Source organism: Pseudomonas sp. B21-023, from assembly GCF_024749165.1.
In the GTDB taxonomy this organism is placed as follows: Bacteria; Pseudomonadota; Gammaproteobacteria; order Pseudomonadales; family Pseudomonadaceae; genus Aquipseudomonas.
The window spans coordinates 5,298,793-5,321,372 of sequence record NZ_CP087190.1; the positions used below are offsets into that span (position 1 = coordinate 5,298,793).

20 protein-coding genes and 1 tRNA gene are annotated in these 22,580 nt (G+C 64.3%); 6 read left to right on the forward strand and 15 right to left on the reverse strand.

Features of this window, described 5'->3' with window-relative positions; all coding sequences use genetic code 11:
- Positions 1-555, forward strand: a complete 555-nt coding sequence (locus LOY42_RS23890; RefSeq protein ID WP_408981066.1) for a DUF3299 domain-containing protein — start codon at positions 1-3, stop codon at positions 553-555.
- 110 nt (positions 556-665) lie between these two features.
- Positions 666-1,349 (forward strand): OmpW family protein, encoded by a 684-nt coding sequence (locus tag LOY42_RS23895; RefSeq protein ID WP_046857328.1) that lies wholly within the window; start codon positions 666-668, stop codon positions 1,347-1,349.
- Here the strand turns inward: LOY42_RS23895 and LOY42_RS23900 are convergent.
- A complete protein-coding gene (locus LOY42_RS23900) occupies positions 1,337-2,560 on the reverse strand; it encodes an MFS transporter (RefSeq protein WP_258601336.1) in 1,224 nt (407 codons plus the stop codon). The genes LOY42_RS23895 and LOY42_RS23900 overlap by 13 nt on opposite strands.
- Before the next feature lie 98 nt (positions 2,561-2,658).
- Between LOY42_RS23900 and LOY42_RS23905 the strand changes: the two genes are divergently transcribed.
- The gene (locus LOY42_RS23905; RefSeq protein WP_139668149.1) at positions 2,659-3,099 is read left to right on the forward strand and encodes a helix-turn-helix domain-containing protein; all 441 of its coding nucleotides are present in this window, start codon (positions 2,659-2,661) and stop codon (positions 3,097-3,099) included.
- A 30-nt stretch (positions 3,100-3,129) separates the two neighbouring features.
- On the opposite strand, the gene LOY42_RS23910 is transcribed toward LOY42_RS23905, so the two are convergent.
- Positions 3,130-4,062: an NAD-dependent epimerase/dehydratase family protein gene (locus LOY42_RS23910; protein WP_139668147.1), complete on the reverse strand. Its 933-nt coding sequence runs from the start codon at positions 4,060-4,062 to the stop codon at positions 3,130-3,132.
- Positions 4,055-4,939: a sugar nucleotide-binding protein gene (locus LOY42_RS23915; RefSeq protein ID WP_038707252.1), complete on the reverse strand. Its 885-nt coding sequence runs from the start codon at positions 4,937-4,939 to the stop codon at positions 4,055-4,057. The genes LOY42_RS23910 and LOY42_RS23915 overlap by 8 nt, the downstream gene beginning before the upstream one ends.
- A gap of 181 nt (positions 4,940-5,120) precedes the next feature.
- On the opposite strand from LOY42_RS23915, the gene LOY42_RS23920 reads away from it, so the two are divergent.
- A complete protein-coding gene (locus tag LOY42_RS23920; protein ID WP_111533286.1) occupies positions 5,121-5,960 on the forward strand; it encodes an alpha/beta hydrolase in 840 nt (279 codons plus the stop codon).
- A gap of 195 nt (positions 5,961-6,155) precedes the next feature.
- On the opposite strand, the gene LOY42_RS23925 is transcribed toward LOY42_RS23920, so the two are convergent.
- The gene (locus LOY42_RS23925) at positions 6,156-6,968 is read right to left on the reverse strand and encodes a helix-turn-helix transcriptional regulator (protein ID WP_023632678.1); all 813 of its coding nucleotides are present in this window, start codon (positions 6,966-6,968) and stop codon (positions 6,156-6,158) included.
- A 181-nt stretch (positions 6,969-7,149) separates the two neighbouring features.
- Between LOY42_RS23925 and LOY42_RS23930 the strand changes: the two genes are divergently transcribed.
- Together LOY42_RS23930 and LOY42_RS23935 are read left to right on the forward strand one after the other, a co-directional pair.
- Entirely contained in the window at positions 7,150-8,592 is a 1,443-nt protein-coding gene (locus LOY42_RS23930; RefSeq protein ID WP_023632679.1) for a sodium:alanine symporter family protein, read from the forward strand.
- Positions 8,593-8,667: 75 nt separating this feature from the next.
- Positions 8,668-9,657: an asparaginase gene (locus LOY42_RS23935; RefSeq protein WP_258599557.1), complete on the forward strand. Its 990-nt coding sequence runs from the start codon at positions 8,668-8,670 to the stop codon at positions 9,655-9,657.
- Between the two features lie 95 nt (positions 9,658-9,752).
- On the opposite strand, the gene LOY42_RS23940 is transcribed toward LOY42_RS23935, so the two are convergent.
- From LOY42_RS23940 to LOY42_RS23990, 11 genes are all read right to left on the reverse strand, one after another.
- Positions 9,753-9,848: transfer RNA gene (locus LOY42_RS23940), tRNA-Sec, on the reverse strand.
- A gap of 6 nt (positions 9,849-9,854) precedes the next feature.
- Entirely contained in the window at positions 9,855-11,777 is a 1,923-nt protein-coding gene (gene selB / locus LOY42_RS23945) for a selenocysteine-specific translation elongation factor (RefSeq protein ID WP_258599558.1), read from the reverse strand.
- Positions 11,774-13,201 (reverse strand): L-seryl-tRNA(Sec) selenium transferase, encoded by a 1,428-nt coding sequence (gene selA, locus LOY42_RS23950; RefSeq protein WP_139668141.1) that lies wholly within the window; start codon positions 13,199-13,201, stop codon positions 11,774-11,776. The genes selB and selA overlap by 4 nt, the downstream gene beginning before the upstream one ends.
- Before the next feature lie 153 nt (positions 13,202-13,354).
- A complete protein-coding gene (fdhE, locus tag LOY42_RS23955) occupies positions 13,355-14,281 on the reverse strand; it encodes a formate dehydrogenase accessory protein FdhE (protein WP_258599559.1) in 927 nt (308 codons plus the stop codon).
- 4 nt (positions 14,282-14,285) lie between these two features.
- A complete protein-coding gene (locus LOY42_RS23960) occupies positions 14,286-14,942 on the reverse strand; it encodes a formate dehydrogenase subunit gamma (RefSeq protein ID WP_102684367.1) in 657 nt (218 codons plus the stop codon).
- Positions 14,939-15,889, reverse strand: coding sequence for a formate dehydrogenase subunit beta (gene fdxH, locus LOY42_RS23965; protein ID WP_258599560.1), 951 nt, complete (start codon positions 15,887-15,889; stop codon positions 14,939-14,941). The genes LOY42_RS23960 and fdxH overlap by 4 nt, the downstream gene beginning before the upstream one ends.
- Positions 15,889-18,957, reverse strand: coding sequence for a formate dehydrogenase-N subunit alpha (gene fdnG / locus LOY42_RS23970; protein WP_139668136.1), 3,069 nt, complete (start codon positions 18,955-18,957; stop codon positions 15,889-15,891). The genes fdxH and fdnG overlap by 1 nt, the downstream gene beginning before the upstream one ends.
- Positions 18,958-19,086: 129 nt before the next feature.
- Entirely contained in the window at positions 19,087-19,275 is a 189-nt protein-coding gene (locus LOY42_RS23975; RefSeq protein WP_139668134.1) for a rubredoxin, read from the reverse strand.
- Between the two features lie 51 nt (positions 19,276-19,326).
- Entirely contained in the window at positions 19,327-20,214 is an 888-nt protein-coding gene (locus LOY42_RS23980; protein ID WP_177485978.1) for a LysR family transcriptional regulator, read from the reverse strand.
- 169 nt (positions 20,215-20,383) lie between these two features.
- Positions 20,384-21,253, reverse strand: coding sequence for a DMT family transporter (locus tag LOY42_RS23985; protein ID WP_177485977.1), 870 nt, complete (start codon positions 21,251-21,253; stop codon positions 20,384-20,386).
- 66 nt (positions 21,254-21,319) lie between these two features.
- Positions 21,320-22,567, reverse strand: coding sequence for a cation:proton antiporter (locus tag LOY42_RS23990; protein WP_258599561.1), 1,248 nt, complete (start codon positions 22,565-22,567; stop codon positions 21,320-21,322).
- Positions 22,568-22,580 lie beyond the last annotated feature (13 nt).

Below are 22,580 nucleotides of genomic sequence, written 5' to 3' on the forward strand. Positions count from 1 at the left end.
ATGACCGCGACGTCCATGGACAACAGGCAGGCCCCCACTGCTTGGCTTTACCTGTTACTGGCAGTGGTTTTGCTGGCATCCACGGTGTGTGCCGCCGAACCTCGTGAACTGGACTGGCCCGCGCTGATCCCCGAGGGCGCGCCGATCATCCCGCCGCAGCTGACGCCGCTGCACGACCTGTCGCAGATCAGCGACGCGCTGGCTGCCGAGACCGCCCCCGCCGCGCGCCAGCAGGCACCAAACGCACCAGTGGTGAAGGCCTTGGACGGCCAGCCCGTGAAGATCCCCGGCTACATCGTGCCGCTGGAGGTCAGCGACGAAGGCCGCACCACCGAGTTCCTCCTGGTGCCCTACTACGGCGCCTGCATCCACGTGCCACCGCCACCCTCGAACCAGATCGTGCACATCTTCAGCGAGATGGGCGTGCGTATCGAAGACCTCTATCAACCCTACTGGATCGAAGGCACGATGCAGGTCAAGGCGTCCAGCAGCGAGCTAGCCGATGCGGGCTACCAGATGGAAGCCGAGAAAATCTACGCTTATGAGCTGAAGTGAGAACTGTGCACGCCCGTTTGAAGAGGCTTCGTTGAGCTGGGTCAAACTTTCTGTTTAGTCAGCTTCGTACCATTGGACTACTCGATTACTCACGTCCTCTGGGAGCTTCCATGAACAAGTCCTTGCTCAGTGCCTCGCTCGTCGCGTTGGCGCTCGCAGCCCCTGTTGCCCACGCCCACCAGGCGGGGGATTTCATCCTCCGCGCCGGCGCCATCACCACCGCGCCGAACGAAAGCAGCGGTGACATCAAGCTCGATGGCGCCAAAGTCTCGGGCACCAAGGCGACCCTGGACAGCGACACCCAGCTGGGCCTGGCCTTCGCCTACATGCTCACCGACCACATCGGCCTGGAACTGCTGGCCGCCACGCCATTCCAGCACAAAGTCGGCGTCAAGGGCCTCGGCCCAGGCCTGGATGGCAAGCTGGCCGACATCAAGCAGTTGCCTCCGACCCTGTCGCTGCAGTACTACCCGATGGAGCCAAGCTCCAAATTCCAGCCCTACGCTGGCGTGGGCATCAACTACACGATGTTCTTCGATGAAGACCTGAGCAGCAACCGCAAGGCCCAGGGCTTCAGCAACATGAAGCTGAAGGACTCGGTAGGCATCGCCGGCCAACTGGGCATGGACTACATGCTCACCGACAACCTGCTGCTCAACGCCGCGGTCTGGTACGTCGACATCGACACCAAGGCCAGCATCGATGGCCCGAGCGCCCTGGGCGTCGGCAAGACCAAGGTCGACGTGGACGTCGATCCATGGGTCTACATGGTCGGCATCGGCTACAAGTTCTGATCCGCAGGCAAGCCCGTTCCTTCTGGAGCGGGCTTGCCCCGCGCCGCCTCGCCCCACCACAGGTACCCCCAGTAGCCCCAGGCAACCGCGCTTATCCCCGCCCCCACCCCGCACACCGCCACCCAGCCCCACTGCCCGTACACCCAGGTTGCCACGACCGCCCCCACCCCGCTGCCGACCGAGTAGCAGCACATGTAGGCGCCGATCAGCCGGCTGGCCATCTCGCCACGTCCCGCCAGCAACAGGCTCTGGTTGGTCACATGCACCGCCTGCACGGCCAGGTCCAGCATCAGCACGCCGATCACCAGCGCCAGCAGTGACTGCTCCAGGTAGGCGCTGGGCAGCCATGACAGCGTCAACAGCCCGAGCGCCCATCCGCTCACCCGCCGGCCATGCCCTTGATCCGCCAGGCGCCCGGCACGCGACGCCGCCAGCGCGCCAGCCACGCCGGCCAGGCCGAACAGCCCGACCTGTGTATGGTCCAGAGCCAGGGGCGCGGCGCTCAGGGGCAACACCATCGCGCTCCACAGCACGCTGAACGCCGCGAAGACCAGCACCGCAAACACACCGCGCTGACGTAGCAGACGGTCATGCCGGTACAAGCGCAGCACTGAAACCAACAGTACCCGATAGCGCTGCCTCGGCCCCTGCGGCTTGACAGCAGGCAAGCGCCAGGCCAGCAACAACGCCATGGCCAACGCCAGCCCCGCCGCCACGACGTATACGCCGTGCCAGCCCAGCAGGTCAGCCAGTGCACCCGAGACCAAGCGCGCTGACAGTATCCCCAGCACCACGCCACTGGTGACAGTCCCCACCGCCTGCCCCTGCTGAGCTGGCGTGGCCAGTGTGGCGGCATGCGCGACCATCACCTGCACCACCACCGCAGCCAGGCCGACCATGGCCATCGCCGCCAGCAGCATGGCCCAGTCCACGGCAAACGCCACGGCCAACAGCGCGCCGGCCGATGCCAGCAACTGGCCGACAATCAGCCGGCGACGATCAACCAGGTCGCCCAGCGGCACGATCAGCAACAGACCCAAGGCATAGCCGGCCTGGGTCATGCCCACCACCAGGCCGGCGCGCGCAGCGCTTACGCCGAGGCTCGCGGCCATGGCCTCGAGCAGCGGCTGGGCGAGGTACACCGTGGCCACGGCCAGGGCGCAGGCGGTAGCCAACAACAGCGTCAATCCGCGAGTGAGCGGTGGCATCAGCAATCTCTCCAAATCTGGTTTCAATTTAAAACCATGAAACTGGATTTCTAGCAACCATGGTTTTATTCTGCAACCAGATCACACTCAAGGAACGCCTCATGCTCGACGAGAACAACCAGCAATGCCCAGTGGCCCGCGCCCTGGAGGTGCTCGGCGAGCGCTGGGCGCTGATGATCCTGCGCGATGCCTTCGATGGCCCGTGCCGCTTCAGCGAATTGCAGAAAAACCTCGGGCTGGCGAAGAACATCCTCGCTTCGCGCCTGAAACTGCTGGTGGAGGCCGGGCTGCTGGCACAGCAGCCTGCGTCCGATGGCAGTGCCTACAAGGAATATGCGCTGACGGAAAAGGGCCGTTCGGTGTTTCCGATCGTGATCGGCTTGCGCCAATGGGGGGAGCGCTACCTGTTCACGGCGGGAGAGTCACGCTCGCAGCTGGTCGACGATCGCGGCCAGGGTCTGGAGACGTTGCAGGTGCGGGCGCGGGACGGGCGGGTGCTGGGGCCGGAGGATTGCCGGCGGCGGGTGGTCCGTCATTCGTGAAGCCATCGCGGGGCAAGCCCCGCGAGAGGCTCAAGCTTTGCCGAGCAAGCGAGCCAGGCCTTCGACAAACGGCGTTGGCTCGGGAAATGCGAAACGTGCCAGCAAACGCGAGTTGTCCGCCCGCGAATGGCGGATGTCCCCCGACCGTGCCTGGCCGTAGCTGATTGCAGGCAAACCGCCCACCACCTGTTCCAGCGCCTTGAGCAACTGGTTCAGCGAGGTCGCCTGGTTCAGGCCGATGTTCACCGCACCCTCTTCCACCGCCTGCTGCTCAAGCGCCTGCACCATTACCTGGACCAGGTCACCGACAAACAGGAAGTCGCGGGTCTGCTCGCCATCACCGAACACCGTGATCGGTTTGCCACTGGTGGCGCGCTCGCAGAAGATGCTGATCACGCCTGAATACGGCGAAGAAGGGTCCTGGCGTGGCCCGAAGATATTGAAGAAGCGGAACACCACCGGCTCCAGCCCGTGCTGGCGGCGGTAGAAGTCCAGGTACTGCTCGCTGGCCAGCTTGTCCACCGCGTAGGGGGTCAGCGGCGCCTTGGGGGTGTCTTCGGCAATCGACTGGCCTTCGCCGTTGTTGCCGTACACCGCCGCGCTGGAAGCGAACAGCACGCGGCGGATGCCGTTCAGGCGCATCGCCTCGCACACGTTCAGCGTGCCGATGAAGTTGCTCTGGTGGGTCTTCACCGGGTCTTCCACCGAAGCTTGCACCGAGGCCACCGCGGCCAGGTGCACCACCGCCTGGCAGCCACTGGCGGCACGGGCTACCAGCGCGGCATCGGCGACATCGCCCTCGAGCAGTTCCAGGCGCGGGTGGCCAAGCTGCAGGTTGTCGCGCTTGCCGGTCGACAGGTCGTCGAGGATACGCACCGCGTAGCCTTTCTCCAGCAACGCATCGCACAGGTGCGAGCCAATGAAGCCGGCACCGCCGGTGATCAGGATGGGGGCGTCAGCCATGTCGGTAGAATCGGTCCAGTAAGGGCGGCAAGCCGGCGCGCCAGGCGCGTGGCTTGATGCCGAAGGTATGAAGGATCTTCTTGCAGGCCAGTACCGCGTGTTGCGGCTCCTCGCTGGCATCCGGGCGGGCGGCGTGGGCCTGGGCGGTGGGCGCCTGCACGGCCAGCTTGCGCCACTGGGTGGCCTCGGTAAGGATCGCCTGGCCGAGCACCAGCGGCGTGGTGGCCTCGTTGCCGGCGTAGTGGTAGGTCCCCCACAGCGGCGCCTGGCAATCGAGCTGCTTGAGCACCGAGAGGATCACCCGTGCCGCGTCGTCCACCGGTGTCGGGTTGCCGCGGCGGTCATCGGCCAGCAGCAACTCCTGGGGCTGCTCGGCACGGGTCAGGAAACGCCCGAGCGCGCCATCGAGGCTTTCATCCAGCAGCCAGCCGAAACGCAGCAGCACATGCTGCGGGCAGGTGGCGCGCACGCTCTGCTCGATGCGCCACAGCGCCTGGCCACGCAGGCCGAGCGGCACCGGTTCGTCCTTCTCGCTGTAGGCGGTGGCGCGCGAGCCATCGAACACCCGGTAGCTGGACGGCTGCACCAGGATCATCTCGTGGTGCTGGCACAACTCGGCGAGCCGCTCCACCGCCCGCTCCTGCTGGGCCAGGCGTTGCTCGCTGACCGACTCGGCCTGGAACCAGTCAAAGTAGTAGGCCAGGTTGATCACGGTGTGCGGGCGCTGCTCGTCGAGCAGCAGGGTCAGGCTGGCCGGATCCCAGCCGTTTTCCGGAGGGCGAGGCGCCAGGAAAGCGATATCTTCCTCGGCCCCGAGACGAATCAGCGCTTGCCCGAGGGCATTGCCACCACCCAACAGCATCAGGCGCATACGCATAGAGTCAACAGGTCCGGTCTGGTCGATGGAGGAAAGGGTTCATTTTGCTGTTTCCGACAGGGGAAGTCCAACCCAGGCAAGGCCTGGCGCGCGCCGCGTGCCGATTCGAACCGGTCGGGCGGGTGTTCCGCCTTTGCCGACAGCTACTTATACTGCGCATGGCCTGTTCAAGGAGATCAACATGGATGCCGAGCCGAACACCGCGCTGCGCGCCAGATGGCAATACGACGAACCCGCTCCCGGCCCGGAACGCTTCATCGACGAGGCTTTCGACGGCTATCGGCAACAGGCTCGCCTGCTGCTCCCGGCACATGAGTGCGCCCCCACGGTCTTCGTGGTCGGCGGCGCCCGCTCCGATTTCACCCGCCTGAACCCTTTGCTCTATCGCCTGCAACAGCAGGGGATCGGTTCGCTGACCGGCAACCTCTCCGGCCACAGCCTGGCCAGCGAGCCTGGTGCAAAGGACGCGTCGTTGGCCAGCAATCTGCAGGAAGCCCTGCGCTTCCACCAGCATCTGGACGCGCGCAGCGACACCCTGGTCGGCCACAGCCTGGGCGCCGCCATCGCCCTCAAGCTGGCCGCCCAGCGCCCCAACGTGCGCAAGCTGGTGCTGATCTGCCCGGCGGTCTATCCCGATGCGGCCCATGTCGCCCCCTTCGGTCCGGCCTTCAGCGAAGCGATCCGCAAGCCTTATGCGTTCCTCGATTGCGACAGCTACGCCTTCCTGCGCCAGTTCCAGGGCCGGGTGCTGCTGGTAATCGGCGAATATGACGGGCTCAACTCCAAGGTGCACGGCCAGGGCCCCGGCACCTCGGCCGGCACCCGGCGCCTGGCGGGAGTCGAGCGCTACAGTCCGATCCCCGAGGAGGTCACCCACGCCTTGCTGCGTTCGGTGCCGGCGCCCCATGTGGAATGCCTGATGCTCACCGACTGCGACCACGGCATCGCCGCGCACCTGCGTGACCGGCCACAGGTGGCGGATCAGGTGGCCGACGCGGTGGCGGCGTTCATTCTCGATTGAATTCGGTGAAGCACTGCTGTCCTTGCGTGGGAGCGGGCTTGCCCCGCGATGGCGTCTGATCGGGCGACCTTCGTTGGTCGTGCTGACGCTATCGCGGGGCAAGCCCGCTCCCACGCAAGGACGCTGGAAACGCTGCTCCCATCGCGACATCGCCAGTCGAAGGGCTGGGCAATCTCCAGTAGGTCGTGATGGTGGCTACTCGATCTCGAACAACCCGTTGCTGATCATCCCTGCACTGAGGCGGTCGCGGATATCGTCGTCGATGCGCGGATCGTCCGGGCGGTACAGCTTGATCTGCCGGAAGGCGTTGATGCGGTTGATCTCCTCGCCCAGGTACTCCCACACCACCCGGGTGCAGGCCGGGTTGCGCCGGTCACCGCTGGAAACCCCGGTCTTGAGACCGTTCAGGCGGCTGATACGGCTCTTGAAACTGGGGATGAGCACGGTCTGGCTCATTTCGTTGAGGGTCAGCGACTCGTAGTCGATCAGGAACATCCGGTCCTGCAACTGGAACGCCGCGCCCAGGTAGCGGCAGCGCACCTCGGCATGCCGGTCGAGGCCGCTGCTGCGTTCCTGACGCTCCTGGCGCTCGAACAGGAAACTGCCGCGCTCCTCCCACAGGTGCACCAGCGACACCAGGATCGAACCGGGCACCGACATGCAGTTGGAATATTCGAAGTAGTAACCGCAATAACGCGAGAGGTTGCCGGCTTCTTTATGCAGAGGCTTGAACAGCTCGCTGATGGGGTCATCCTGGGGGCCGACAGGCTGCTGCTGGTTACGTGCGCCGATCAGGCGGGCGAACTGCTCGGGCGGTAGGCCCAGCTCGTAGTCCTCCACGCCGAAGAAGTCGCCGATGCGCTTGAGGTTGTAGGCCGTCGGGCGGCTCTGGCCGCTCAGGTACTTGTTGAACTGCGCCCGGTTGATCGACAGCTGCCGGCAAACCTCGGAGATAGAGCGGTAATGGCTGCAGGCCAATTTGAGGTTGATAGCGAAATGATCGCCCATGATACGCGGGTCCAGGTGATGCGAGTGGCGCCATTCTAGCATCAACTCGCACCAAAATGGAGCAACCAGCGAAATTGTAACCATAGTTGTCATGGCCAACCATGCGCCCCCAATGAATAGCGGTGCGCCTGCCGTCCGCTGGTCTTTCCATGCGAAGAATAAGAATCGAGGTCATTTTCCAATGCTCGAAGCACTCAACGATTTCCTTTCGGGGAAACTCCTCATCGTGCTGATCGTCGGACTCGGCGGTTACTTCACCATCCGCTCGCGGTTCGTCCAGTTCCGCCACTTCGGCCACATGTTCGGCGTCTTCAAGGAATCCCTTCGCGGCCAGGCAGGCCAACTGAGCTCGTTCCAGGCCCTGATGCTGAGCCTCGCCGGCCGCGTCGGCGCCGGTAACATCGCCGGTGTCGGTATCGCCGTGACCCTCGGCGGCCCAGGCGCCGTGTTCTGGATGTGGGTCACCGCACTGGTGGGCATGTCCAGCAGCTTCTTCGAATGCACCCTGGCCCAGGTCTACAAGCGCGCCGACGGCGACGGCCTGTACCGCGGCGGCCCGGCGTACTACATCCAGCACGGCCTGAAGCTGAAAAGCATGGCCATCGTGTTCTCGATCCTGCTGCTGGTCACCTACGGCTTCGCCTTCATCGGCCTGCAGTCGTACACCGTGACCCACTCGCTGCAGAACGCCTTCGCCTTCGATCCCAAGCAGACCGGCATCGTCCTCGCCGTGCTGCTGGCCATAACCTTCATCGGCGGCATCAAGCGTATCGCCGCAGTGTCCGACCTGCTGGTACCGGTCAAGACCCTGGCCTACATCGGCGTGACCCTGTACGTGATCGGCACCCAGATCGAACACGTGCCAGCCATGCTGGAAACCATCTTCAAGAGCGCCTTCGGCCTCGACCCGGCGTTCGGCGGCCTGCTCGGCAGCGCCATCGTCATGGGCGTGAAGCGTGGCGTGTTCGCCAACGAAGCGGGCCTGGGCAGCGCGCCGAACGTGGCCGCCGTCGCCGCCGTGAAACACCCGGGCGCCCAAGGCGTGGTCCAGGCCTTCAGCGTGTTCCTCGACACCTTCGTGATCTGCACCTGCACCGCGCTGCTGATCCTGCTGTCGGGCTTCTACACCCCGGGCTTCGAAGGTGACGGCATCGTCCTGACCCAGAACTCGCTGGCCGCCGTGGTCGGTGACTGGGGCCGCATCTTCGTCAGCGTCGCGCTGTCGCTGTTCGTCTTCACCTGCATCCTCTACAACTACTACCTGGGCGAGAACAGCCTGCAGTTCCTCAGCCGCAACCGTGCCGTGCTGATGACCTTCCGTGGCCTGGTGCTGGCACTGGTGGTATGGGGTTCGACCCAGGACCTGTCGACCGTGTTCGCCTTCGCCGACATCACCATGACCTGCCTGGCCTTCGTCAACCTGATCGCCCTGGCCATGCTGTTCAAGGTCGGCCTGCGCGTGATGCGCGACTACGACGCCCAACGCAAGGCGGGCATCAAGCAGCCAGTGTTCGACTCCAGCAAGTTCGCCGACCTGGACCTGGACCGCGCCGCCTGGCCGGCCAACCCGCAGGCTGAAACAGCCGCTGACAAAGCCGCCGCCCCGGCGCCAGCGCAGCACTGATACCCTGCCCTGCCACAACCGCCCCGCCCGGGGCGGTTGTCTCTTTCCTTCGCTACATCGCTACGGAATACTCCCATGCGTGCAGTCAAGAATCTCCTCGTCCTCTACACCGGCGGCACCATCGGCATGCTGCAGACCGCCGAAGGCCTCGCGCCGGCCGGTGGCTTCGAAGCGCGCATGCGCGAACACTTTGCCGCCTGCGGCGATGCGCCAAAGGTGCAATGGGCGCTGCGTGAACTGAACCCGCTGATCGACAGCGCCAACATGCAACAGGCCAACTGGCTGGCGATGCGCGATGCCATCGTCGAGGCGGTCGAGCGCGACGGCCACGACGGCGTGCTGGTGCTGCACGGTACCGACACCCTGGCGTACAGCGCCGCAGCCCTGTCGTTCCTGCTGCTGGGCCTGCCGGTGCCGGTCCTGCTGACCGGTTCCATGCTGCCGGCCGGCGCCCCGGACAGCGATGCCTGGGCCAACCTGGTCGGCGCGCTCAATCTGTTCGAAAACGGCCTGGAAGACGGCGTGCAGCTGTATTTCCATGGCCAGTTGCTGCACGGCTGCCGCGCCTCGAAACTGCGCAGCGAAGCCTTCGACGCCTTCACCGTGCTGCCGCGCCATCGTGATGGCGAGCGTGCCCCGCAACTGCCGGCCCGCCTGGACTACCGCCAGCCACGCCAGCCGGTCAGGTTGGCGGTCATGCCGGTGTTCCCGGGCCTTGCGGCCGAACACCTGCGCGGCCTGTTCGACAGCGGCATCCAGGGCCTGGTGCTGGAGTGCTACGGCAGCGGCACCGGCCCGTCGGATGACCAGGCGCTGCTCGACGCACTGCATGACGCTCGCCAGGGCGGCGTGATGATCGTTGCCATCAGCCAATGCCCGGAAGGCTCGGTGGTGTTCGACACCTATGCCGCCGGCAGCCGCCTGCGCGACACCGGGCTGGTCAGTGGCGGCGGCATGACCCGCGAGGCGGCGCTGGGCAAGCTGTTTGCGTTGCTGGGCTCGGGGCTGGATGTACAGGCGGCGGAGCACTGGTTCGCGCTGGACCTGTGCGGCGAGCGCGCCTGATTCGCAGATCTTCCGTTCGCCATCGCGGGGCAAGCCCGCTCCCACAAATCCGTGGGAGCGGGCTTGCCCCGCGATCGTTTCAGCATCTGGAAAAGTGGCGGAAGGCAGCGGGAGTCGAACCTGCCCGGGAACGGCTGCCGTCCCCAACCGGGTTTGAAGCCCGGCCGCGCCACCGGGCGCGATTGCCTTCCTTGAAATCAGGGCCCGTGTTGCGGTTGGGCCAGGGCGCTGTCGGCACGAACCTGCCGCAGGTCACCGACCCGTCGAGTCAGGCCGATGCGGTCGAAGTACTCGAGTATCTGCACACTGCGCTTGCGACCGATGGCCAAACCATCGCGAAACGCCGCGACCTGCACTATCGGCGAAGTCGCAGCCTGGCGCAACAGCAGCTCCGCCATGCGCCTGAGCGTCGCCTCCGGGTAGAACAGGTCACGCACCACCTGATGCACCAGGCCCAACCGGGCCAGCTTGCGCAACAACAGCCGGACATCCGCCTCTTCGCAACCCTCCTCGCCGGCCAGGGTCCGTACCCAGGGCGGGTCGAACTCACCTGCCAACAAGCGCGGCAACAGACGCTCCCACAACGCGCTGTCCGCGTCGCTCAACTGGACCCGGTGGTCCGGCAGGTGCAACCAGGGGCCGCTGCTGCTGATCGCACCTGCGCCCAGCAGCTCATCGAGCAAGCTGACAAACGCGGGGCGCTCCAATGGCAAGGCGGTAAAGCGGCGCAAGCGGTCCCGGTCCGGGCCAAGCTGGTCGGGCTCTTGCGCATGGAACTGCGCCAGACGCTCCAGCACCTGTCGCTTGAGTGCCTGCCACTGTAAGTGATCGAACAACAGCTGCCCTTGACGGGTGGCAATCACCAGCACCGAATCCGGCAACTGCCAGCTCTCGCGCAGGCGGTTGAACTGGCGCTCCAGACGCCGGGGCTCGAGACCGCCGGGGGCCGCCTCGAGCAGGGCCGACAACGCTTGCTCGAGATTGTCGGCGTCGCGCAGCACCTGCAACTGACGCAAGCGCGCTTCGCTGCGCCGTTGCCGGCTCGGGGCGAACGGGTCGAGCACACGCCCACCACCCAGCGTGCGCTGGGCGCGTTGGTCACGCAGCACCAGACGATCCCCATGCACCGCCTGCAGCGGGGCATTGAGCAGCAACTGGGCAAACATGCGCTGGCCGGCGGCGAGCCGCTCACCTTCGAGCAAGGCAACCCGGGCGGTGACATCCTGTGTGCCCAGGTGCACGTGCACTGCGCTGAAATGCTCGAAGGCGCGGGTTTCACCCGGCAGCAGGGTGAAGTCGATATCGACCCGCACGCTGGGCGCATGCAGCCACTCCGGCACAAGCCAGTCGCCACGATGCACCTGCTCGGCCGAGAGCTTTTCCGCGCTGATGTTCAAGGCCACCCGCTGCCCGGCTGCGGCGACCAGGGCTGCCTGGTTCTGGGCATGCAGGCCACGCACCCGCACCGCTTTGCCGGCCTTGCCGAGCAGCAAGGTATCGCCGACGCTGACCTGCCCGGCCAGCGCCGTGCCGGTGACCACGACTCCCGCTCCGGAAACCGCGAAAGCTCGGTCTACCGCCAGACGGAAACCGCCACGCACGCTGCGCTGGCGAACATGCGCTTCAGCCGCCAGCAAAGCCTCGCGCAGGGCGTCGATGCCCTCGCCGGACAGGCTCGAAACCGCAAACTGCCTGGCCCCGGCGTAGGGGCCGGGCGCGAGCAGTTCGATGATCTGGGCCCGGACTTCACTCAACCGCGACGGCTCGACCCGGTCGCACTTGCTGATCACCACCAGCGCCTGGGGAATCCCCAGCAACTCGATGATCGAGAGGTGCTCACGGGTCTGCGGCATCACCCCATCGTCGGCGGCCACCACCAGCAGTACCAGGTCGATGCCATGGGCACCGGCCAGCATATTGTGGATAAACCGCTCGTGGCCCGGCACATCGATGAAGCCTGTCAGCGGCGCCCCTTGCGCCAGCGCCGCGTAGCGATAGCCGAGGTCGATGGTCATGCCCCGGTCGCGCTCCTCCCGGCGGGTGTCGCCGGCCTGGCCGGTCAGGGCCTGGAGCAGCGCGGTCTTGCCATGGTCGATGTGGCCGGCAGTCCCGACAATCACTGCACCGCCCCCAGTTGCAACGCCGGCAGTTGCGCCAGCCACTGGGCCTCGTCGTCCAGCTGGCGCAAGTCAAGCCACAGGGCATCGTCGTCGATACGACCGAGCACCGGCACCGGCAGGTCGCGCAACGCACGCTCGAGCACATGCAGGCTGCGCCCGCGCAGTTTCTTCGACACCTGCGGGCGCAGGCACAGCGCCGCGCTGGGCAGCCGCGCCACCGGCTGGCTGCCGCTGCCGATCATGCCCAGTGCCGGCTCGACGCTCACCACCCATTGCGCGCCGAGACGAGCAGCCAACTCGGGCGCCAGGCGCTCGGCCTGGGCGGCGATCTCGGCTTGCGCACGGGTCAGCAGGCGCAGGCTGGGCAGGCGTTCGGCCAGGCGATCGGGGTTGCGATAGAGCTGCAGCACCGCCTCCAGCGCGGCAAGGGTGATCTTGTCGACCCGCAGGGCACGCTTGAGCGGGTTCTTCTTGATCTTCGCGATCAGTTCCTTGCGCCCGACGATGATCCCCGCCTGCGGGCCGCCCAACAGCTTGTCGCCGCTGAAGGTGACGATGTCGGCGCCGTCGGCCAGCGCCTGGCGCACCGTCGGCTCGGCCGGCAGGCCCCAGCGGGTCAGGTCAAGCAGGCTGCCGCTGCCCAGGTCTTCGAGCAGCGGCAACTGATGATCGTGGGCGATGCGCGCCAGCTCGGCGGTGGGTACCTGGGTGGTGAAGCCCTGGATGCTGTAGTTGCTGCAATGCACGCGCATCAGCAGCCCTGTGCGCGGGTTGATCGCGCCTTCGTAGTCGCGGGCGTGGGTGCGGTTGGTGGTGCCGATCTCGTGCAGCTTCACCCCCGCGCGAGCCATGATGTCGGGGATGCGGAACGCACCGCCGATCTCGATCAGCTCGCCGCGGGAGATGATGCCCTCCTTGCGTGCGCCCAGGCTGTTGAGCGCCAGCAGCACGGCGGCGGCGTTGTTGTTGACCACGGTGACGGCTTCGGCGCCGGTCAGCTCGCGGATCAGGCCTTCGATCAGGTCGTCGCGGTCACCCCGCTTGCCGGTGGCCAGGTCGAACTCCAGGTTCAGCGGATAGCGGGCGGCGACCTGCATCGCCTCCACCGCCTCCTCCGGCAGCAGGGCGCGGCCGAGGTTGGTGTGCAGCACCGTACCGGTGAGGTTGAAGACCCGGCGCACCTGGCTGCGCTGCTGGATGGCCAGGCGCTCGCCCGTGCGCCCGAGCAGAACGTCGGCGCTCAGTTCCACGGCGCTCAGCTGACCCAGACGGGCCGGTTCGCGCAGGTCGTCGAGGAGTTGGCGCAGGGTGGCCAGGGTAGCGTCGCGGCCATGACGGTCGAGCAGCGGCTGGCAGGCAGGGTGGCGCAGCAGGGTGTCGATGGAGGGCAAGCGTGGGGTGTCGCTGGCGGGGCTTGGAGACATGCGGTACTACCTGTGACTGATCCGTTGTCTGTTCGGGCCCTATCGCTGGCAAGCCAGCTCCCACAGCTCCAGCGCCAGACTCGAGGCTTGCGCTGTACCTGTGGGAGCCGGCTTGCCGACGATGGGGGCAACTCGATAGCGAAGTGTAGACACTCACCCACCACCCGGTGCCAACATAAGGTTCGGCGCCAGCCGATGAAAGCCCTCCTCGTCCAGCCGCATATCCAGCGCCAGGCTCGCCAGGTCATCGGCCAACGGCTCGGCCGCCGCGTCGTTCTCCAGGTAGCTCTGCTTCAGGTAGCCCTGGCACCCCGGACAGCACTCGGCGCGCAGCGGTGCCTTGCCCGGCGCATGGCGGTCATCCTCGAGGCTGCTGTAGCGCAGGCCCTTGCTCGACTCGCAGTACACGCACTTGACCCGCACCACATGCCATTCGCAGGCACACAGCGAACAGGCCAGGTAGCGCAGGCCGTTGTGCTTGCCGCGATTGCGCACCACACCGGCCATGGCCGGCGAGCCGCAGGCCGGGCACTGGGCCAGGCTGCCAGCGGGCTTGAGCTCAGGCTCTGGCAGCGTCAGCAACCAACTCGACCAGGCGGCCTGCAACGCCGCGCCCAAGAAGGGCACCAAGGCCGCCGGTACGGCGTCGTACTGGCCACCGAGCAGCGCGATGGCCCAGCCCTTGCGCTGTTCGTCACCGCTCTCGCGCAGGCTGCCCAGCGCCGCTGCCAGTGGCCCTTCGGGCGCCGGCTCGAAGTGATCGAGCAGCGCTTGCAGCCACACCAGCCACTGCCCTTCGCGCACCAGGCCGTCCGATGCCAGGGGTGGCAGGCCATGACTTATGCACAGGCGCTGACGCTCCTCGGCTACCGGCAAGCCACCGGGCGGGTTATCCACAAGATGCTGCTGGATCCGGCACAGGCGCGCGACCAGATGCAGATACTCGCCAAGGGCATTGCCCTCGGCCAGGTGCTCCAGGCGCGCGGCCCGCACTGCGAACAGATTGGCGGGCGGCAGATGCAGGAACGGCGGCATTACCGCCGACGCTTCGATCTGCCCGGGTTCGAGAATCGTGCTCAAACGCTCATCCTTCTTTTCTACCGTGATTGTGCGGCGTCTTGTCGCCGGTGACTTCCCGGTACCACAGTTCATGGTGCTTGCGCGCCCAGGCGCGGCTGACCCAGCCATGCAGCATCGCGCCGATCGAGCCCTTGATCCAGATCCCGGCGTAGATGTGCACGATGATGCTCAGGATCAGCACGAACGCCGCCAGGGCATGCAGCAAGGTCGCCAGTCGGATAGCACCGATATCAAAGTAATGGCTGAACCAGGCTCGCCAGATCACCACGCCGCTGACCAGCAGCACCAGCATGCACGCCAGCAAGGTCCAGAACAGCAGCTTCTGCCCGGCGTTGTACTTGCCGATCGGCGGCACGCCCTCCTCCTTGTTGAGCATCACCCGGTCGATGCGGCGCAACCACAGGCGGTCGTTGGCGGTGATGAAGTTGGCGCGCCAGAAGCGCAGCACCAGGCCCAGGAAGAACACGAACATCGCCACGCCGATGAACGGGTGGAGGATCCGTGTCCACGGCCCGCCGCCGAACAGGTGGCTGAGCCAGAACAGCGCCGGGTGGAACAGCGCCAGCCCCGACAGGCCGGCCAGCACGAACAGGATCGCGACGATCCAGTGGTTGCTCCGCTCGTTGGCGTTGTAGCGCAGGATAGGCTTGTTGTCGTTCATGGCCGCTGCTCCCCCTGCCCGCCCGGGCGGTTCGGATCATAGACATGCACCGCCGGGTCCACCTGGTGGACATCGTTATCCACAGATGCCGGATGCTCATCCTCCTCGACCCGCTGCGGGCCGACACGTACGTAGTGGAAGAACCCGGCCAGCACCGCCGCGCCCATGGCAAGCAGCGCCAGCGGCTTGCTGAAGCCCTTCCACAGCCCGACCAGCGGGCTGATCACCGGTTGGTCCGGCAGACCGGCGTAGATCCGCGGCGTATCAGCATGGTGCAGCACGTACATCACGTGGGTGCCGCCGACACCGTCCGGGTCGTACAACCCGGCGTTGTCGTAACCCCGCGACTTCAGGTCGACGATGCGCTCGTCGGCGTGCACCTTCATCTCCTCCTTGCTGCCGAAGACGATCGCCCCCGTCGGGCAGGTCTTCACGCAGGCCGGCTCCAGGCCCACGCTCACACGGTCGGAACACAGGGTGCACTTGTACGCCTTGTGATCCTTCTGCGAAATGCGCGGGATGTTGAACGGGCAGCCGGTGATGCAGTAGCCGCAACCGATGCAGTGGTCCTGGTTGAAGTCGACGATACCGTTGGCATGCTTGATGATCGCGCCCGGGCTCGGGCACGCTTTCAGACAACCCGGATCGGCGCAGTGCATGCAGCCATCCTTGCGGATCAGCCACTCCAGGTTGCCGTCGTCGCGCTCGTGCTCGGTGAAGCGCATTAGGGTCCAGGTTTCGGCACTGAGGTCCTGGGGGTTGTCGTAGGTGCCATGGTTGTGGCCAACCTCGTCACGCAGTTCGTTCCACTCCGAACACGCCACCTGGCAGGCCTTGCAGCCGATGCACTTGGTGGTGTCGATCAGCTTGGCGACTTCCTGCTGCTGGCGTACCGAGGGCGGCACGGTGGTGGTGGCCGAGCGGGCAATGATGTCTTGGCTGGCCATCAGAGTTTCTCCACTTTGACGAGGAACGACTTGGACTCCGGCGTCTGCGTGTTGCCATCCCCGAGGAACGGCACCAGGGTGTTGGTCAGGTAGCCGTGCCGCGTGGCGCCGGTGAAGCCCCAGTGCAGCGGGATGCCGATCTGGTGCACGGTCTGGTTGTTGACCTGCAGCGGACGGATCCGCTTGGTCACCACCGCCACCGCATCAATGTGCCCGCGCTTGCTCGACACCCTTACCCGGTCACCGGCCTTGATGCCCTTCTCGTTCGCCAGCACCTCGCCGATCTCGACGAACTGCTCGGGCTGGGCGATGGCGTTGAGCCGGCAATGCTTGCTCCAGAAGTGGAAATGCTCGGTCAGCCGGTAGGTGGTCGCGGCGTGCGGGAACTCGTCGTGGGTACCCAAGGTGTCCCACACCGAATCGAAGATCCGCCCGGCCGGGTTGCTGGTGGCCTTCTTGTTCTGCGGGTGCAGCGGGTTGATGCCGATCGGTGTCTCGAAAGGTTCGTAATGCTCGGGGAACGGGCCCTCGGCCATCTTGTCGATGGCGAAGAAGCGCGCCACACCCTCGGGGTTCATGATGAACGGATTCATCCCCGCTTCCGGCGGCGAGTCGACCTTGAAGTCGGGCACGTCGGTGCCGGTCCAGGCCTTGCCGTTCCACCACACCAGGCGCTTCTTCTCCGGGTCCCATGGCTTGCCTTGCGGGTCGCTGGAGGCGCGGTTGTAGAGGATGCGGCGGTTGGCCGGCCAGGCCCAGGCCCAGTTCTGCACCTGGTGCATGCCATAGGGATCGCTGTTGTCACGACGGGCCATCTGGTTGCCCTGCTCGGTCCAGCTGCCGGCGAAGATCCAGCAGCCCGACGCGGTGCTGCCGTCATCCTTCAACTGCGCGAAGCCGGCGAGCTGTTGCCCAGCCTTGAGCATCGCGCCGCTGGCATCGGTGAGATCACTGACCGCCCAGCCGTTCATCTCCTTGGCCAGCTCTTCGGGGGATGGCTCCTCAGGGACCTTGTACGGCCAGCTGATGTTGAGCAGTGGGTCCGGATAGGCGCCGCCCTCGGCCTGATAGCGCTTGCGCAGGCGCAGGAACAGCTCGCTCATGATGTGCACGTCGGTACGGGTCTGGCCCGGGCCATCGGCGCCCTTCCAGTGCCACTGCAGCCAGCGGCTGCTGTTGACCAGCGAACCGTCCTCTTCGGCGAAGCAGGTGGTGGGCAGGCGGATCACCTCGGTCTGGATGTTGGCCGTGTCGACGTCGTTGAACGGGCCGGCGTTGCGCCAGAACTCGGACGTTTCGGTAGCCAGCGGGTCCATGATCACCAGCCACTTGAGCTTGGCCAGCGCGGCGGTGACGCGGTTCTTGTCCGGCAACGCGGCGATCGGGTTGAAGCCCTGGCACATGTAGCCGTTGACCTTGCCCTGGCCCATCATCTCGAACATGCGCAGCACGTCGTAGGCCGGTACGTCGAGCTTGGGCAGCCAGTCATAGCCCCAGTTGTTCTCCGCCGTGGCATTGGCGCCGTACCAGGCCTTCATCAGGCTGACGTGGAACTTGCCGTAGTTCTGCCAATACGACAGCTGCCCGGGGCGCAGCGGTTTGGAGGCACGCTTGTCGATGTAGCTGGCGTAGTCCTGCTCGGCGTCGCCGGCCAGCGTGAGGTAGCCCGGCAGCGAGTTCGACAGCAGGCCCAGGTCGGTCAGGCCCTGGATGTTGGAGTGTCCGCGCAGGGCGTTGACCCCGCCACCGGGCATGCCGACGTTGCCCAGCAGCAACTGCACCATCGCCGCGCTGCGGATGATCTGCGCGCCGATCGAGTGCTGGGTCCAGCCCAGGGCATAGAGGATCGTCATGGTCTTGCCCGGCACCGAACAGGTGGCGATCTCTTCCCAGACTTTCATCATCTGGTCCTGGGGCATGCCACAGGTCATGCTCGCCAGTTCCGGCGTGTAGCGGCTGTAGTGCTGCTTCATCAGCTGATAGACGCAACGCGGGTGCTGCAGGGTCGGATCGACCTTGGCGAAGCCGTCCTCGCCCAGCTCATAGCCCCAGCCGGACTTGTCGGCATACACGCGCTTGGCCGCGTCGTAGCCGCTGAACAGCCCGTCCTCGAAGCCATAGCTCTCTTTGACGATGAACGACACATCGGTGTAATTGCGCACGTACTCGTGCTGGATCTTGTCGTTGCTCAGCAGGTAGTTGATCAGCCCGCCCATGAAGGCGATGTCGCTGCCGGTACGGATCGGCGCGTAGTAATCGGCCACCGAGGCGGTACGGGTGAACCGCGGGTCGACCACGATCAGCCGCGCCTTGTTGTGCGCCTTGGCTTCGGTCACCCACTTGAAGCCGCACGGGTGCGCTTCAGCGGCGTTGCCGCCCATCACCAGGACCAGGTTTGCGTTGGCGATATCGGACCAGTGATTGGTCATCGCGCCACGGCCATACGTCGGGGCAAGACTTGCCACCGTCGGGCCGTGTCAGACACGCGCCTGGTTATCGAACCCCAGCATGCCGGTCGCACGGACCACCTTGTGCGTCAGGTAGCCCGCTTCGCTGGAAGCGGCGGACGCGGCGAGGAATCCGGTGGTGAGCCAGCGGTTGACCGTCTGGCCCTGGGCATTCTTCTCGATGAAGTTGGCGTCGCGGTCCTGTTTCATCAGGTCGGCGATGCGGTCGAGGGCTTCGTCCCACTCGATGCGGGTCCACTCGTTGCTGCCCGGCTTGCGCACCTCGGGGTACTGCAGGCGGCTCGGGCTGTGGATAAAGTCCAGCAGGCCCGCGCCTTTCGGGCATAGGGTGCCGCGGTTGACCGGATGGTCCGCGTCGCCCTCGATATGGATGATGTTCTGTTTGACGTTCTTGCCCGCGTCACCCTGGCTGTACATGATCAGGCCGCAGCCGACCGAGCAGTAGGGGCAGGTGTTACGGGTTTCCTTGGTATGCGCCAGCTTGAAGTGGCGTATCTGCTCGGCGAATGCCGGTGTCGGGGCCATGCCCAACGCCGCGAGGCTCGAGCCTCCAAGGCCGACGGCGGCGACCTTGAAGAATTGCCGACGGTTGAGGTCCATCGTGCACTCCTGATCAGGTTCTCGGGCGCACGGGACTTGGCCGGCGCCTCAGGGACTTCACGGTGGCGGTGGGTAGAGACCGCCAACTGTTAAGCCTAGTCAAGAATCTGGGAAGTGCGATGACCCAGATCATGCATCGAGCGATTCGACACGAGGTACAAACGCTTCCTTGCCCAGCCCGCAGTCAGGGCAAAGCCAGTCATGTGGAATATCTTCAAATGCAGTCCCCGGCGCGATGCCATGCTCCGGATCACCTACCGTCGGGTCATAGGTGTACCAACAGGTCTCGCAATAGTAATCGGCAACCTGCGTAGCCATCGTATGTTCCTTTTTCCCATGGTCCGGTGCCGCACGAAGCCAGCCATTGCATCAGGTCATCTGCCCTGACCGGCGCAATGCACTCACCAGGTAGTCGACCATCACCTTGACCTTCTGCGACACATGCCGGCCGGGCTGATAGAGCACCCAGGCCATCCCTTGCATCGCCCCCGCGTATCTCCACCCGGGCAACAACTCCACCAGGGTATTGGCGGAAATTGCTTCAGCCGCCAGCCCGGCCGGCAGGCAGGAAATCCCCAGGCCCGAGATCGTGGCATTGAGGACCGCCTCCGGACTGTCCGCGAAGTAGCGCCCCGAAACACTGACCTCGCACATTCCATGCGTTGAAATGAACTTCCAGTTCTGGATTTCGGTGGCCGCGGAAAAAGGGATGCAACTGTGTTCCGCCAACACCGAGGGATGCTCAGGTCGCCCGAACTTTTCCAGGTAACTCTCGGCGGCACAGACAATGAAATCGACGGGGAACAACTTGCGCGCTACCAAACCCAGGGGAGGACTGTCCGTTATCTGAATCCCAATATCGATACTCTCGGCAATAAAGTCCAGTGCTCCCTCATTGGAAATGAGCTGTACATTGACGCCGGGGTAGCGGTACAAAAACTCCGGAACCAACTGGTTACACGCCGCGTACAGCGAACGTGGCACCGCAATGCGAATAAGCCCTTGCGGTGCTTCGAGAAAGCGGTCCTTGAGGCGAAACACATTGGCCGAAGACTCCAGCAACTCTTTGCAGTGTGAGTAGATCTGGGCGCCTTCGGCATTCACTCTCAATTGCCGGGTGCTGCGCTCAAGCAAACGCAATGACAAGGCATTTTCAAGCTTTGACACTTGTTTGCTGACCGCTGAGGCAGTTAACCCCAGCCTGACCGATGCATCTACAAAACTTCCGGTCTCGACGACCACTGCAAAAGCCGCCATGCAAGGCAACATATCAACATGACTTTTTGGAAGGCAGCCTCGATATTCCATTATTATGACCACTCATATCTACAGGCCAATAAACGAAAGCCTCCGCCCATGACCCAAGGACCAAAGAACCAAAGGACCCAAAAAATTCACCGCAAACGTTTGCAACTTTTCGACAACATCATCCATAAAGATGCAAAAGCACCGCCCCCAACAACACCAGACACACACCGCCTACTTGAATGACCGATAACCGCTCGCGATAAAAGAAGTATCCGAGGATGGCCGCGATACCACCCGACAATGTACTGATGACAGTAACGACTGAAACCGAACCGTTGAGTGCCCCCCAGGAAAAAGCCGAGAACCCTCCCAGGTTGAACAGGCTTGCGCCACACAGTGAACCCAATGTCTTCAAACGGATCGTGGCATGATCGCGCAGCAACCTGAAGGCTTCCGGAATCAAGAAGGCCACCCCGACGGCATAACCTAGCGCCAGCATGTTCACCGGTCCCAGCGCCGGCAAGGCGAACTTGCCTTGAATCCAGAAGCTGACGCCGTAAAGCATGGCCGCCAGCAACGCATATCCTATCGATACAGTGCCCTTTGCCTTGCGCTCGAAATCGCCGCCATGGTCACTGCGACTGGCCAGAAGTACACCGAAGAAGCAGACGAAGATACCACTCACCTGCCAGGCTGACAGTGTGTCCCCGCCGAGCCAGGCCAGCAGCGTTGTAAAAACGCCATAGGAGGTGACCAATGGCGCCACGACAGCGGTCTTGCCAACCGCAAACGCTTTTGAAAGCGCCAATGCCCCGATCACGGTACATAGTGAAGCCACAATACCCAGTACCACCGCACGTCCGGGAGCCGACAGGAACTTCTCCCACTGACCGGCCGAAATGACAATAATAGTTATCATTAACAAAAGCCCCAGCAGTTGCCCGAAAAAGACCGCCCGCTTGACCCCTACCGCTCGTGCGTTCACACCGACCAGAAAATCCGTAGCCCCCCAGAACGCAGCGGCCAGCAACCCCATGAATACGTCCACAACATTGTTCCTTATTCTTGACTGATCTATTTAATCTCCAGACGGTAATCGGGATTAACACAAAAATCAAACACCCGTATGAGGCGACGTACTGTAGCCAGTATCACTCTTACGGACCCGGCGATTTAATAATGAAATCAACGGATTAGTTAAAGCCATTGAAACAAGCGCAAGCATCAGGAGAACACCATAGGAACTTTCGGACAGCACTCCAGCCTGCAGTCCTACACCAAGTACTACTAATTCCACAAGCCCCTTGGTATTCATCAACACACCGAGTTCCAATGAAACATTTGGTGTCAGCCCCGACATCCTCGCCCCGACATAAGAACCCAGAACTTTGCCGACAGTCCCCCCCACGAGGAACAGCAGCAACCACAACCATAGAGTGGGGTCACTGAAGGCCCCGAGCGAAACCTGGATACCGGAACTGGCAAAGAAGATTGGCGTGAGAAACAGATGGCCAAATCTGCCGACCCACCGGCGCCAGGCCTGCTCCATCGAGAGCAGGTCGTGAAAGACATAGGCCGCCATTACCGCACCGACTGCCTCATGGAACCCAAGTATTGCGGTAACTTGCGCTGAAAACAGGCAATAGAGCAAGGCAAGCGCCACCTTGGACCGCTCACCCAGGACGGCGTAACTGGCCCACTTTCTCAGCCAGGGTCGGAGCAGCAGGAACGTCAGCGCGGCATAAACCGACAATCCGGCGACCCTGAGCAGGCTATCGACCACGCCGGTGGTGCCGCTCAACTGTAGCGTCAGCACCAACGCAAGTGCAAACCATGCAAACACATCGGTGTAGACCGCCGCCGACAGGGCCAGTTGCCCGGCTCGCCCATCGATACCCGCATGCTCCTGGATAATCCGCACCAACACCGGCAGGGCTGTCACGGACAAGGCAACCCCACAGAAGATCACGTAAGGCCAATAGGGTTGCATTGGTGCAAGCGATGCCTTGGACCAGGCTCCGACGATGCAACCCAGGGAAAACGACAGCACGATCCCCAGGGTAGCGATCAAAGCGGGCACTCGCTGCCCTCCCCCCTTGGACCCGATGCCAGCGGCGTGCCATGGCACCTCGACCATCAGGATAATCAGCCCCAGTTCGCTCAACGACCTGACGACATGCATCGACTCAGGCGCGAACAACTGAGTCGAGGCCTGCGGAAACCAGGCACCAAGCACTGTGGGCCCCAGCAGGATACCTGCGGTGATCTCCCCGATCACCCGGCTCTGGCCAATCACTGTCGCAAGCTGTCCACAGATCGCACATGCGAGCAATATCAAACACACCAGCATTATCCAGTTCATGGGCTCTCCCTTA

Coding starts and splice junctions, on each gene's coding strand:
- LOY42_RS23890 (WP_408981066.1), top strand. CDS start 1: ATGACCGCGACGTCCATGGACAACAGGCAGGCCCCCACTGCTTGGCTT.
- LOY42_RS23895 (WP_046857328.1), top strand. CDS start 666: ATGAACAAGTCCTTGCTCAGTGCCTCGCTCGTCGCGTTGGCGCTCGCA.
- LOY42_RS23905 (WP_139668149.1), top strand. CDS start 2,659: ATGCTCGACGAGAACAACCAGCAATGCCCAGTGGCCCGCGCCCTGGAG.
- LOY42_RS23910 (WP_139668147.1), bottom strand. CDS start 4,062: ATGGCTGACGCCCCCATCCTGATCACCGGCGGTGCCGGCTTCATTGGC.
- LOY42_RS23915 (WP_038707252.1), bottom strand. CDS start 4,939: ATGCGTATGCGCCTGATGCTGTTGGGTGGTGGCAATGCCCTCGGGCAA.
- LOY42_RS23920 (WP_111533286.1), top strand. CDS start 5,121: ATGGATGCCGAGCCGAACACCGCGCTGCGCGCCAGATGGCAATACGAC.
- LOY42_RS23925 (WP_023632678.1), bottom strand. CDS start 6,968: ATGGGCGATCATTTCGCTATCAACCTCAAATTGGCCTGCAGCCATTAC.
- LOY42_RS23930 (WP_023632679.1), top strand. CDS start 7,150: ATGCTCGAAGCACTCAACGATTTCCTTTCGGGGAAACTCCTCATCGTG.
- LOY42_RS23935 (WP_258599557.1), top strand. CDS start 8,668: ATGCGTGCAGTCAAGAATCTCCTCGTCCTCTACACCGGCGGCACCATC.
- selA (WP_139668141.1), bottom strand. CDS start 13,201: ATGTCTCCAAGCCCCGCCAGCGACACCCCACGCTTGCCCTCCATCGAC.
- LOY42_RS23960 (WP_102684367.1), bottom strand. CDS start 14,942: ATGAACGACAACAAGCCTATCCTGCGCTACAACGCCAACGAGCGGAGC.
- fdxH (WP_258599560.1), bottom strand. CDS start 15,889: ATGGCCAGCCAAGACATCATTGCCCGCTCGGCCACCACCACCGTGCCG.
- LOY42_RS23975 (WP_139668134.1), bottom strand. CDS start 19,275: ATGGCTACGCAGGTTGCCGATTACTATTGCGAGACCTGTTGGTACACC.
- LOY42_RS23980 (WP_177485978.1), bottom strand. CDS start 20,214: ATGGCGGCTTTTGCAGTGGTCGTCGAGACCGGAAGTTTTGTAGATGCA.
- LOY42_RS23990 (WP_258599561.1), bottom strand. CDS start 22,567: ATGAACTGGATAATGCTGGTGTGTTTGATATTGCTCGCATGTGCGATC.